We start from the raw sequence: 12337 nt of genomic DNA on the forward strand, positions 1-12337 counted from the left end.
GGGTTTCCTCCTGCCTCTGCACTTTTTATGTATCGAGTTGTTCATTCGCAGCCAATTGCTGCAATTTCGCCGCGACCTCCCGCGGTTTTATATTCAGCTTATGTGCCTCTCTCAGCTGGACCCATACCGGCTCGTACGTCCCGCGACGTCGATCCAAGTCTGTGTACTCTTCTCCCAATCCCGTGCCGATAGTGCCGCCGGTTCTCTTCGCTATAAAAAAATACTGATTGCCTTCATAGTATATTGTTGCGAAAAGCCCTTCGATTTCCACTTGCACGCCCAGTTCCTCGAATGCTTCCCTTTTTGCTGCAGCTTCCGGCGTTTCGTGTTGTTGAATGCCGCCGCCTGGAAACACATAATACACAGAACCAGCGTGTACGCGTTTGATCAGCGCTACCTTATTCTCTTCGACAAGTACGACCGAGCCTCTATTCCCCATAGAGCTCTTTATCTTTTTGATTGCTCAAGCGGATATAATACGGAAACAGCACGATGAGCAACAGCCCGATCGTTCCGCTCACATAGCCGAGCGCCATCAAAAATCCGCCATTGTTGAATGATATGTACTGCCTCGCGCCGCACGATGGACAGTTCTTGCCATCTTTTGCTACGCCCAGTTTCCAGACGTCTTTCGCCTTCCATTTTACTCCGCAATTTGTGCAATGTGCCATCATTCACCACTCCTTGCTGCTAATTACGCTTTTAGTCGAATAAAGTTTCATATGATCGAAGAAAGTTAACCAAGCACCAACTCTTTACAAATCCAGCGTCATTCCATTACACTTTACCTATTCAATAAAACACTTGAATAGATAAGGAGTGATTCGGATGGAAGCACGGGAATTCAAAAATTTCGCCTATGGGCATTTCACGAAAATCAGCAAAGCTTTATCGAGCCCAAGGCGTTTCGAGTTGCTCGATTATTTGGCGCAGGGGCCGAAAACGGTGGAACGCCTGGCGAAAGAGACGCATATGTCGGTGGCGAATACTTCACAGCATCTGCAAGCGTTGCGTGAAGCCCGGCTCGTCACTTCTTCGAAAGTGAAAAACCATCATTATTATGAACTTGCCGATAATGAAGTCGCCCAATTATTGCAGTTGACGAAACGGCTCGCTGAACGGCAATTCCCCGATATGGGCGAGGTCCGGACGACGGAAACGACAGCGGGTGGTGCGGTTCCGGTCATGTCCTCGGCTGAGGCATTGGAGGAAGTGGCTAGCGGACGCGCGGTATTGATCGACGTGCGGGCTGAAGATGAGTACGCCAGCCGCCACTTGACGGATGCCGTGTCGATTCCGCTAGCGCAACTCGAAGAGAAACTGGAACACTTGCCGGTTGGCAAAAAAGTCATTGCCTATTGCCGGGGCGCTTATTGCCTGTATGCGAGTGATGCTGTACGTTTTCTCCGTGAACGCGGGTTTGAAGCGTACCGTTTGGACGAAGGACCGGCGGATTCAGCCATTTCCCAGGAAATCGATACGGACGGTGGCGAGATTCGATGAGAAACATCCAATTCGGTATTAAAGAAAATATCGTCCAGTTTCTCCTGCTCGTGCTGACGAACTTTTTCGTCGGTTCGATGGTCGGGCTCGAACGAACTGTCCTGCCGATTATCGGCGAAGAAGAATTCGGGCTCGCTTCAGCGAGTGCTGCGCTGTCGTTCATTATCAGCTTCGGGTTCTCGAAAGCGATCGTCAATTATTTTGCCGGCGCCATCGCCGACCGGCTGGGCCGCAAAAAAGTGCTGATCGTCGGCTGGAGTGCAGGGCTTTTTGTGCCGCTGCTCGTCATTTTCGCCGACGCCTGGTGGATGATCGTCGTCGCCAATATTTTCCTCGGCATTAACCAAGGCCTCGCCTGGTCGATGACGGTCAATATGAAGATTGACCTTGCAAAACCGACAGAGCGAGGGCTCGCGGTCGGGCTCAATGAATTTGCGGGCTATACCGGTGTTGCCGTCATGGCCGCGTTGTCCGGTTACGTTGCCTCGACTTTCTCAAACCGCCCCGAACCGTTCTATATTGGATTGGCAGTTGTAGCGATCGGCCTTCTGCTATCGTTTCTCGTCCGGGATACCGGCGAACACTTGAAGCGTCAGGCCAAGTCGGCATCACAAGAGGCGGCCCTTTCCGCAGGTGAAGTGTTCAAGCGCACAGCGTTCAAAAACCCAACACTGTCAACCGCTACCTTCGCCGGGCTTTCCACGAATTTGAAAGATGGCATGGCGTGGGGCTTGTTTCCGCTATTTTTCGCCGGTGTCGGATTGAGCGTTCCGGAAATCGGCTTGCTCGTCGCTTTGTATCCGGCCGCCTGGGGATTTTTCCAGTTATTCACCGGATTCTTGAGCGACCGCTGGGGCCGGAAATGGCTGATCGCCGGCGGCATGTGGCTGCAGGCTGCCTCGCTATGGCTTTTGCTGATGGTTGATCAATACAGCCTATGGATCGTGGCATCCATTCTTCTCGGCCTTGGGACCGCAATGGTCTATCCGACCTTGCAAGCAGCGATCAGCGATGTGGCCGCCCCCTCTTGGCGTGCTTCTTCGATGGGTGTCTACCGTTCATTCCGCGACAGCGGCTATGCATTCGGCGCATTATTCGCCGGCATCTTGACCGACGTCATCAATGTCGAATGGGCGATTGGCTTGGTTGCCTTTCTGCCGATGATTGCCGGTGTAATGGCTGCGCTGCGCATGAAAGAAACGCTTCCGGAGAAAGCAAGCTAGTTGAAGAAATCGCTGCACCAAATATCGCAACAATAAAAAAGCCGCCAGAGAGTTTTCTCTGGCGGCTTTGGCGTATTCAGATAAAGTTCATTCGCTGATGAACAGGAAAAGCTGCTTGTCTTCCTGTCCTGCTTCACCGGCGAAGCGGTCTGTATAGTCGAGCCATTTCGCTCGTTCTCGGCGGGCTTCGATTTTATCGCCGAGCTCCGCTTCGATTTGTTGCATCATGGTGGCGATTTCCTTGAGCGAGCGGTTGAAGCAGTAAGCTGCCTGCTCGAACGGCGAATGAAGCACCAGCAAACGGCGAAACTCCTCTACGGTATCCGCTTGTTCAGCCAGCGCATCTTCCAGTTCTATGATAAAGCGGTATAATTGCCGCTGCTCCTCACCCAGTTTCGCCACTTCGCTTTTCAGCAAATAGGCAATCATGCCGTCGTTCATTGCCCCCACTCCTCTTTCACTATCTTACCAACTTGATTTTTTGACGCCGGGGATCTGCCCTTTATGTGCAAGGTCGCGGAATGCGATGCGGGACATGCCAAATTTGCGCATGAAGCCGCGCGGGCGTCCAGTCACTTCGCAACGGTTCTTCAAACGGGTCGGCGACGAATCTTTCGGCAATTTCGCCAATGCTTCGTGATCGCCTTGCGCTTTCAGTTCTTTGCGAAGTTCCGCATAGCGCGCCACCATGTCACGTTGTTTTTTATCGCGTGCTACTTTTGATTTCTTGGCCATCGATAGGCTCCTCTCTATTATGCAATAATTTTTGCTAGATTACTTGGTTTCGCGGTGCAAAGTCACTTTTTTCAAGCGCGGGCAATATTTTTTCAATTCGATGCGCTCCGGGTTGTTGCGCTTATTTTTGGTCGTCGAGTAATTGCGGTCGCCCGTTTCTGTGCAGGCCAGTGTAATGTTCACTCTCATGCTAGTTCCTCCTTTTTAATGAGTCATGGCTGTTTGCGGCAGCGGATCAGTGAACCCACTCCAGTCTTCCGCCATTTCTTGTTGTGTCAGCAAGCAGTTATCCAATGATTGAATGATATCTTGTTGATCCATTTTGATGCCGATCAGCACCAACTCGGTCATTTTCACACCGTATGCCTCGTCCCACGCGCCTGCTGTCTCAAGGCTCGCAGAAGGACCTGCCTGGGACAATAAAGTCGCAAACGAGTCGCGTGTGGCGATACGCAAAAACCCTTTGGCGCGGACAATTTCCACCGGCCAGTCCATGATCCAGTCAAACAAGCGCTCCGGATGGAACGGGGTTTCGCTGCGGTAAACGAAGGAAGCGATGCCGTATTCTTCGGTTTCCGGCACGTGTTCTTCGTTGAGTTCTTTGATCCAACCGGCGCCTTGGCTCGCTTTGTCCAAATCAAACCGGCCTGTGTTGAGCACTTCGCCGAGTGGCACTTGCGAGCGCTCGGTGCGCAGAATATTCGCAGACGGATTTAAGGCCCGCAGAACGCCATGCAGCTCGTCCGCTTTGTCGTCTGTGAGTTGGTCGGTTTTGTTCAACAGGATCACATCCGCAAACTCGATCTGGTCGATAAGCAAATCGGAAATTTCCCGTTCATCGGATTCCGTCGCCCCTTCTTTTCGGTCGAGCAAAGTTTCGCCGGAAGCGAAATCGCGCCAGAAGCCGTGGCCGTCGACGACTGTCACCATCGTGTCGAGCCGGCACATGGCGGACAGGTCCACCCCGAGCACGTCGTCCATATAGCTGAAGGTCTGTGCGACTGGAACCGGCTCGCTAATGCCGGACGATTCGATGACAATATAATCGACATCGCCCTCACTCGCCAACTTCTCGACTTCCACGATCAAGTCTTCGCGCAATGTGCAGCAAATACAGCCATTTTGCATTTCGACCAGTTTTTCTTCTGTGCGGGAAAAGCCGCCGTTTTGGACAAGTGCGCTGTCGATATTCACTTCGCTCATGTCGTTGACGATGACTGCGACTTTCAAGCCTTCGCGGTTCGTTAAGATATGATTCAATAGCGTCGTCTTGCCCGCGCCCAGGTATCCGCTCAATACAGTAATGGGGATGCGCTTGTCCATATGATCTAACTCCCTTATTGTTTCAATCAATAAATCGTAATTATTACGTTTTATATATTAAAGCGCTTTGATCATTTGTGCAAGTATTTTTTCAGCAGAATAAAAAGCCCTGCCATATTGGCAAGGCTTGCTTTATATCAAACACTTCATTTTTTATGCCCGCCGATCAGCTTCGTGCGGTCAATCGCCGTGCCGGCGTCTGTACCGGAAACGCCACGGTAAATCGCGGTCGGCCCGTGCTTGCGCTTGATCGCATCCATCGCTGCGCCAAGGCGCCGCCTTTGCCATTTATCCGCTTCGAACAAGCTCAGCTGCATCGAAGTTTCGTCTTCCAGATTGGTGATGGACAGCGAGATTTGACGGACGGGCTGGCCGGTGTAGAATTCCCGGAACAGTTCTTTGCACACAGCGTAGATTTTCAAGGTGTCGTTGGTTGCTTCGTCGATCGAACGCGAGCGTGAGAAGCCTCCGCCGAATGAAGTTTTGCTGTAGCTCATGCCGAGATGGATCGTGCGCCCTGCCATGCGCACTTCCCGTGTGCGCATCGCGACATCTTCACACATTTCCAGCACAATCGTCAGGATGTCTTCACGCGTTTCATAATCGCGGTAAAGAATTTGGCCTTTCCCGAAACTTTTCTGGCCTTCGATGAGCAGCGATCCAAGTTCCGAGTAATCGATGCCGCGCGCGTGCTGGTGCAGTTGATGACCCATGATGCCGAAGCGGTCCTCTAGCCGTTTGACGTCCGCCCGCGCCAAGTCGCCGACTGTGAATATTCCCATATTATTGAGGTTGCGTTCCATTCGGCTGCCAATGCCCCACATTTTGCTGAGCGGGGAAACCGGCCATAATTTTCTCGGCACGTCTTTCATCGTCCAATGCGCGAGCCCTTTTTTCTTGCCTTCGAGATCGAGTGCCAGCTTGGCCAGCAGCATATTCGGCCCGATGCCGACTGCAGATGGCAAGCCGAACTGGCGCATGATCGAATCCTGCATGTCGATGGCTGCTTTTTCCGGAGTTCCATACACATGAATGATGCCCGTCAAATCGATGAAACTCTCATCCACACTGTAGACATGGATGTCTTCTTTTGGCACGTACTGGGCGAACAGGTCGGTAATGGCCATCGAAATCTCCAAGTAAAACTGCATCCTCGGCTCAATGAGCAGGATATCCGGGTGATCCGGAATTTCAAATAGCCGTGTGCCGGTTTTGACACCGAAGCGTTTTTTCATTTCCGGCGAGGCTGCGAGCACGACGCTGCCTTTTCGCTCCTGGTTTCCGACGATGGCGATGCACGCTTCCATCGGATCAAGGCCGCGCTCGACTGCTGAACAGCTGGCGTAAAAACTGCGCATGTCGATACAGGCGATATAGCGGGGCTTTCCTGTTTGTTTTCCCATGACGCCACTCCTATATAGAACGTTTGTTCTTATTTTAATGGAAAAGTTAGAAAGCGGCAAGAGGCAAAAGAAAGGAATTCCCAAAAAGACAGAATGTTTTGAACTAATTTGGGATAATCAGTAAACTTAAAGAGCAAAGATGGAAAGATCAATTCAAGGGGGAATGAAATAATGGCAAGATTGGAAGGAAAAGTGGCCGTCATTACCGGAGGCGCTGGCGCTATCGGCAAAGTGACGGCGAAACGTTTTTTGGCGGAAGGGGCAAAAGTCGTACTCGTCGATATTTCCGAAAAAACGCTCCAAGAAACGAAGCAAGAATTAAGGGGCGGCGTGGAAATTGTCCAAGCCGATGTTTCCAAAGAAACAGACGTCAAAAACTATGTCAACAAAGCGGTCGAAGCGTTCGGCAAGATCGACGTGTTCTTCAACAATGCAGGAATCGAAGGGCGTGTCGCTCCGCTCACCGAGCAGACGGTGGAAGATTTCGATCAAGTCATCGCCATCAATGTGCGCGGCGTCTTTCTCGGCATGAAGCACGTGCTGCCGATTATGTACAAGCAAGGCTCCGGGAGTGTCATTAATATGTCGTCGGTGTCGGGCCTTAGCGGTTCACCGAACGTCAGCCCATATATCACATCGAAGCACGCGGTCGTCGGTTTGACGAAAGCCGCAGCTTACGAAAGTGCGCGCCATCAAGTCCGCGTCAATTCGGTCCACCCGTCGCCGGTCAATTCACGCATGATGCGCTCGCTCGAAGAAGGACTCGGTACAACCGAAAAAACTTTGTCGAAAACGATTCCGCTCGGCCGCTACGCCGAATCCGAGGATATCTCCAATCTAGTGCTGTTTCTCGCTTCCGATGAAAGTACGTTCATCTCAGGCGCCCAGTACCGCGTGGATGGCGGCATGGCCGCATTATAGAAAAAGGCGGACACCCACCATTCGGGATGTCCGTCTTTTATTTATTCACGGCCCGGCAACTTCAAATCTTCGACCGGGTTGTGCAAAGTTTGAAATCCATCGATGCGGCATTCGACCACGTCGCCGTCGCGGATGACGACGGCCCCCGGCGTTCCGGTTGAGATGATGTCTCCGGGCAATAGCGTCATCACTTCCGAATGAAACGCAATGAGCTCCCGCGGGCGGAACGTCATATTCGAGACGCTGTTTTTCCGGTGGACTTCCCCGTTCTTGACGGTCGCCACCGTCAGTTCAAGTACGGCCTCCACTTCGTCAGGCGTCACGAGTTCCGGCCCGAAACTAAAGAAAGTGTCGAAACTTTTCGCGCGCGTCAAATAGCGCGGATTCTTCTCGAGAATGTCTTCAGCGGTCATATCGATAACCGTCGTGAAACCCGCCACCACATCGAATGCATCTTCTCTTGAAACATTCTTACATTCGGTTCCGATAATGATGCCGAGCTCCGCTTCAGCCGTCACCCGGTTAGACTGCTTCGGCAGCTCGATTGCATCGCCCGGCCCAATGATCGTCGTATCGGGTTTCATGAAACTCGCCGGTTCGGTGTCTGGCGATACTTCCTTCAAATCGGCCGCATGCTCGGCATAATTCAGCCCGATGCCCCAGATTTTTCGCGGATGGCGGTATAAAGGCGCGTAATCCGCTTCGGAAAACGCCATGAGCGATGCTTCGAGCGCCCCTTCAGGCATGCGTTCGAATTCTTCCCTCAGCCACCTCTTCAAGAGCTCGAGTTCTCCTGTTTCGATCAGCGTGAACAAATCGGTCGGCCAGTTTTCTGCCGTATGTTCGTTGAGCTTGCGCAATGGCAAAAAGCCGTCCTTCATGACCAGTGCCGCTTCTTCCGTGCCGTTCCACTGGATTGTCGCGAGGCGCATCACACCTCCCCCTTTCCTTTCCCTTTATTTCGGTTTCTTCCGGCCGAAACCCTGCCGAAAGACAGAAAAACAGGCCTTCCTTCTAAAGGAAAGCCTGTTAGCAGAATGTTGAACAACTCCGTAACACACTATAATTCAAAAGATTTTAGCCTCTTCGATTTCTAAAAATCAATGACCTAGCTAATTATTTGGAGAAGCGTTCGCTCGTAAACCCTTCTGCTCAATAATGCTGCGCATTACGTTCGCAAAGATAATGTCTCCCATAGGTCGACCTTATCTTTCCAGTGGTAAAGCGAGACGACCGAGACCCCGCAAGACGCAAAGCGGCTGAGGAGGCTTGGGCGCGAGCCCACGGAAAGCGAGCGATAAGCTTCGGAAAATACGACTTTCTTGAGTTTCTCAAAAGCCTGCTGGTTTCAATCGTTTTCTTTTAATCCATCGATATATTGTTTCGCTTCGAGGAGCGAATAGCCGAATGCGAGACGCGCCGCTTTAATGGCCCGGATTTCCTGACCTTCAGCGATCAAGCGCCGCAGCTCACCATTGATTGCCGGTTCTTCCAATGTGACTTCCGCTTCCAATTGTTCAATGCGTTTTGACATATGCTTCATGCGCACCTCCAATGCCTGGATTTGCTGGCTCAGCAATAAATACACCGCGCCAACAGCCCCTAATGACAATCCGATTAGCCATATCCAATCCATGCCATTCTCCATTTAACGTTCCAGCCGATCTAGAAATTTCTCGAGGCGGTCGACGGTCGTCAGTCGGGCATTGCACGCCGCTTCATCTGCACAGATGTACTGGCCGTGCTTGACGTAGCTGTCGAGATTCGCCCCTTTGGTCTTGGCCATGAATAAACCGACCGAACTGTGTTTATGGCAAATCATGCAGACGCCCTGCTTGCGGCTCGCGCCGAATTGGCCGCTCACGGTTTGCAGGCGGCCGTTCCGTTCGGCCACCAAAAAGCGGTTGGTGTTTTCCTGCCAGGACAAATACGACAAGGCGTGAAAATCCATTGCTGGGAGATTCGGCCCTTTCAGCCTTTTCGCTTTTGGAAACAAACGCTTCAAATTGTCGAGGTTAACGGTTGGAAAGGGAATCAAGTAAGGGCGCAGCCCCGACAGAAACTCTTCCGCAGCGTTAGTGTCTTTCACCGCCGTCAGCGGACGCAATACATTCTTCTGCTCTTCCGTTAACGCCGGGAACATGGCGAATACTTTTTCATGGCTTAAATGGCGCAGCACGCTCAACACTTCTGCATCATTCGCCGTCGCATGTGCCGTCACGAGGGCCAAGGCCTGCTCTTTAATGAAATTATATTGATGGTTGCGGATAAACGCTTCGGGCTGCCCTGAAACATTCGTCCGATCCGTCGATTCTTTGATGATAGCCATCGCTAGCCTCCTTGAAAGGTATGACTTTCCTGTGATTTTACCATATTTTGTCCGTAATCGCAGAAAAGGCACCCTGAAGTCAGGATGCCTTCCATTAAGCTATGAAAATTCCCGTGACAGCGCCGTAAAGCAGCGCTAAACCGATGACCAAGGCGGGATGCAGTTTCCATTTCTCGAGCATCAGGTAACTGGCCACCATCAAGATTGCGGTCTGGATGCCGCCAAGTGACGCTTCTGAGGTCAGGATGAAGTCGAGTGTCATAACGCCGATCAACACGGCAATGACCGGCTTGACGACTTTCGAGATGTTTTTCACTTCGCGTGAGTCTTTGTATTTAAAGAGAATCGCCATCAGCGCAATCATCAAAATCAATGAAGGGGCGACGGCGCCGAACAGGCCAACCACTGCCCCGAGCACGCCTCCTTCGGCATAGCCGACATAGCCCGCCATTTTAGTCGCGATCGGTCCAGGCAAAGAGTTGCCGAGCGCCAACACTTCACTGAATTCCTGAGTGTTCATCCAGCCATAGCGGTCGACCACTTCCTTTTCGACGAGCGGAATCGATGCTGGCCCGCCCCCGTAGCCAAGGATGCCGGGAATGAAAAATGCCAGGAATATCTGCCAGTAAATCATGTTCTTTTCACCGTCCTTTTAATGAATGGCACGAGGACCAACAAAATCAGGCCGGCGATGAGAAAGGCCGGATGAATGCCAAGCACTTCGAGCAAAATGACAGAGGCCACAATCAATAAAATGGCCTTGCTCCAGCCGAGCGCCTTCTCGGATTGCTGGATGAAATTCCAGGTCAGGACCCCGAGCATGACGGCAACAACCGGAACGACCGCATTCGACATATTCGCAACCCACGGCACGTCTTTATAATTTTGCAGGATGCCGAGCAGGAGAATCATCAAGACGACGGTCGGAATGATGGAAGCGGCAAGTGCGATCAAACAGCCGCGGAGCCCCGCCACACGGTAGCCGATATAGCCTGCGAGCTTGGTCGCGATCGGCCCTGGCATCGTGTTCGATAAGGCGATCGTGTCGCCATATTCTTCATCTGTCATCCAACCGTAGCGCTCCACGACATCACGCTGCATGATCGGGATGACCGCCGGGCCGCCGCCGAAGCCAAGCATGCCTGCCCGGAAGAAAGCCATGGTGAGATCAATCGATTTGACGCCTTGTTCTTTTACCAAACAGCAATCGCTCCGTCCGTACGGGATTCCGTGCCGCCTGCAAGCACGCCTGTTTCCGGATTGCGCCAGATGATCTGGCCGCGCCCGAAGCTTCCCGGATCTGCCATCACTTCCACTTGATGCCCTTTACGCTGCAATTCCTGCGCCAAATAGTTCGGGAACTCCGCTTCTACGGTGACTTTCTTTCCGCCCATCCATTGCCAGCGCGGCATATCGAGTGCCGCTTGCGGATTCAGGAGATAATCGAGCGTATTTACGACCACTTGGAAATGACCCTGTGGCTGCATATAGCCGCCCATGACACCGAACGGCCCAACCGCTTCTCCCGCTTTCGTCAAAAATCCGGGAATGATCGTATGGAAAGTGCGCTTGCCGGGTTTCAAGGCATTCGGGTGGCTGTCATCGAGCGAAAAATCCGCACCGCGGTTCTGCAAGCCGATGCCTGTTCCTGGAATGACAATGCCTGAACCGAAGCCCATATAATTGCTTTGGATATATGAAATCATATTGCCTTCTTCATCGGCCGCTGCGAGATAGACGGTACCGCCTTTTGGCAGCTCGTACGCGACCGGGTCGATTGCTTGTGCGCCGATTTGTTTCGCGCGACTTGCTGCATAATCGTCTGACAATAAATGTTCAGCCGTCACCGGCATGTCCGTTTGTTCAGTAATGAATGCCTGGCCGTCCGTGTATGCCAGTTTCATCGATTCAATTTGCTGATGCAGCGTATTGGCTTGTTGCCAAACCGGTGCGTCCAGCTGCTTGAAGATATTGAGCGCCATTTGCGCGACCATGCCTTGGCCATTCGGCGGAATTTCCCATACTTCATGCCCTTTATAGCTGGTCGAGATCGGCTTGACCCATTCCGCTTTATACGCCGTTAGGTCTGATTTTTTCAGAAACCCGCCGTGTTCAGTCATGAAGCTGTCGATTTTGTCTGCCAGCTCGCCTTCATAAAAGGCTTTCGCATCGGTATCGCCGATTTTGCGGAGCGTATCGGCGTGTCCTGGTGATTTCCACATTTCGCCGATTTCCGGCGCACGGCCGTCCGGTGCGAAAGTTTCGAACCACGCTTCAAATTCCTTCGTGGTGAAATTCTTTTTGAAGGTCTCATAGGCTTTTTTCCAGTACTTGCCGAGAATCGGCGTCAATGGATAGCCTTCTTCTGCGTAGCGGATCGCCGGCTCCAATGTTTCCGCAAGCGATAATTTGCCGAACCGCTTCGACAGCTCGGCCCAGGCAGAAGGGACGCCTGGCACCGTAATCGGCACCAACCCGTGCGTCGGCATCTTGTCGTGCCCTTTCGCTTTCACCGCATCAATCGTCAGTTCTTGAGGGGAAGGTCCGGAAGCATTCAGCCCGTGCAGTTCGCCTTTGACCCATACGAGCGCGAACGCATCGCCACCGATGCCATTGGAAGTCGGTTCAACGACGGTCAAGGTCGCAGCGGTCGCAATCGCGGCATCAATGGCGTTGCCGCCTTTTTTCAAGATCTCAAGCCCTGTCTGTGCGGCAAGTGGCTGCGATGTCGCGACCATGCCTTTTTTGCCGAAGACCGTATGGCGTTTGCCTGGGAAAGGGTGATTCGTGTAATCCATTATGATTCCTCCTATTATGTATTACTCAAGCAATGGTACATTCTTGAGCGAAATGAACTTTTCATATTATTCAAATTTTACGGGAGCTATTCAAATAAGTAA

At 52.2% G+C, this 12337-nt stretch carries 16 protein-coding genes; 3 read left to right on the forward strand and 13 right to left on the reverse strand.

The annotated features are described in order from the left end of the window. Window positions 1–25: 25 nt before the first annotated feature. Window positions 26–439, reverse strand: a complete 414-nt coding sequence (locus AUC31_RS14870; RefSeq protein ID WP_058382439.1) for an NUDIX domain-containing protein — start codon at window positions 437–439, stop codon at window positions 26–28. Further along, the gene (locus tag AUC31_RS14875) at window positions 429–671 is read right to left on the reverse strand and encodes a hypothetical protein (RefSeq protein WP_058382438.1); all 243 of its coding nucleotides are present in this window, start codon (window positions 669–671) and stop codon (window positions 429–431) included. The genes AUC31_RS14870 and AUC31_RS14875 overlap by 11 nt, the downstream gene beginning before the upstream one ends. Before the next feature lie 157 nt (window positions 672–828). Between AUC31_RS14875 and AUC31_RS14880 the strand changes: the two genes are divergently transcribed. Then, window positions 829–1503, forward strand: a complete 675-nt coding sequence (locus tag AUC31_RS14880; RefSeq protein ID WP_058382437.1) for an ArsR/SmtB family transcription factor — start codon at window positions 829–831, stop codon at window positions 1501–1503. Beyond that, entirely contained in the window at window positions 1500–2726 is a 1227-nt protein-coding gene (locus AUC31_RS14885; protein WP_058382436.1) for an MFS transporter, read from the forward strand. Before AUC31_RS14880 ends, AUC31_RS14885 begins: the two co-directional genes overlap by 4 nt. Window positions 2727–2813: 87 nt before the next feature. Here AUC31_RS14885 and AUC31_RS14890 read toward each other — a convergent pair whose 3' ends face one another. The 5 genes from AUC31_RS14890 to AUC31_RS14910 all read right to left on the reverse strand — a co-directional run bounded on the left by AUC31_RS14890 (window position 2814) and on the right by AUC31_RS14910 (window position 6187). Further along, window positions 2814–3167, reverse strand: a complete 354-nt coding sequence (locus AUC31_RS14890) for a hypothetical protein (RefSeq protein WP_058382435.1) — start codon at window positions 3165–3167, stop codon at window positions 2814–2816. A gap of 24 nt (window positions 3168–3191) precedes the next feature. Further along, entirely contained in the window at window positions 3192–3461 is a 270-nt protein-coding gene (gene rpsN / locus AUC31_RS14895; protein ID WP_058382434.1) for a 30S ribosomal protein S14, read from the reverse strand. Between the two features lie 39 nt (window positions 3462–3500). Then, entirely contained in the window at window positions 3501–3650 is a 150-nt protein-coding gene (gene rpmG, locus AUC31_RS14900) for a 50S ribosomal protein L33 (protein ID WP_058382433.1), read from the reverse strand. Window positions 3651–3665: 15 nt separating this feature from the next. Next, on the reverse strand, window positions 3666–4784 hold the full coding sequence (locus AUC31_RS14905; protein WP_058382432.1) for a GTP-binding protein: 1119 nt from the start codon (window positions 4782–4784) through the stop codon (window positions 3666–3668). A gap of 146 nt (window positions 4785–4930) precedes the next feature. Beyond that, window positions 4931–6187 carry a Y-family DNA polymerase gene (locus tag AUC31_RS14910; protein ID WP_058382431.1) on the reverse strand — a complete coding sequence of 419 codons (1257 nt, stop codon included), beginning with the start codon at window positions 6185–6187 and terminating at the stop codon, window positions 4931–4933. 171 nt (window positions 6188–6358) lie between these two features. On the opposite strand from AUC31_RS14910, the gene AUC31_RS14915 reads away from it, so the two are divergent. Then, window positions 6359–7108: an SDR family NAD(P)-dependent oxidoreductase gene (locus tag AUC31_RS14915; protein WP_058382430.1), complete on the forward strand. Its 750-nt coding sequence runs from the start codon at window positions 6359–6361 to the stop codon at window positions 7106–7108. Between the two features lie 41 nt (window positions 7109–7149). On the opposite strand, the gene AUC31_RS14920 is transcribed toward AUC31_RS14915, so the two are convergent. The 6 genes from AUC31_RS14920 to AUC31_RS14945 form a co-directional block, all read right to left on the reverse strand. Further along, complete coding sequence (locus AUC31_RS14920) at window positions 7150–8040, reverse strand: fumarylacetoacetate hydrolase family protein (RefSeq protein ID WP_058382429.1); 891 nt, start codon at window positions 8038–8040, stop codon at window positions 7150–7152. A 416-nt stretch (window positions 8041–8456) separates the two neighbouring features. Further along, window positions 8457–8744 (reverse strand): hypothetical protein, encoded by a 288-nt coding sequence (locus AUC31_RS14925; protein WP_058382428.1) that lies wholly within the window; start codon window positions 8742–8744, stop codon window positions 8457–8459. A gap of 12 nt (window positions 8745–8756) precedes the next feature. After that, the gene (locus AUC31_RS14930; protein WP_058382427.1) at window positions 8757–9437 is read right to left on the reverse strand and encodes a FusB/FusC family EF-G-binding protein; all 681 of its coding nucleotides are present in this window, start codon (window positions 9435–9437) and stop codon (window positions 8757–8759) included. 94 nt (window positions 9438–9531) lie between these two features. Then, window positions 9532–10071, reverse strand: a complete 540-nt coding sequence (locus tag AUC31_RS14935; RefSeq protein ID WP_058382426.1) for a chromate transporter — start codon at window positions 10069–10071, stop codon at window positions 9532–9534. After that, complete coding sequence (locus AUC31_RS14940) at window positions 10068–10637, reverse strand: chromate transporter (RefSeq protein WP_335339105.1); 570 nt, start codon at window positions 10635–10637, stop codon at window positions 10068–10070. Before AUC31_RS14940 ends, AUC31_RS14935 begins: the two co-directional genes overlap by 4 nt. Then, entirely contained in the window at window positions 10631–12235 is a 1605-nt protein-coding gene (locus tag AUC31_RS14945; RefSeq protein ID WP_058382425.1) for a gamma-glutamyltransferase family protein, read from the reverse strand. Before AUC31_RS14945 ends, AUC31_RS14940 begins: the two co-directional genes overlap by 7 nt. Between the last annotated feature and the right edge of the window lie 102 nt (window positions 12236–12337).

The organism is Planococcus rifietoensis, assembly GCF_001465795.2.
In the GTDB taxonomy this organism is placed as follows: Bacteria; Bacillota; Bacilli; order Bacillales_A; family Planococcaceae; genus Planococcus; species Planococcus rifietoensis.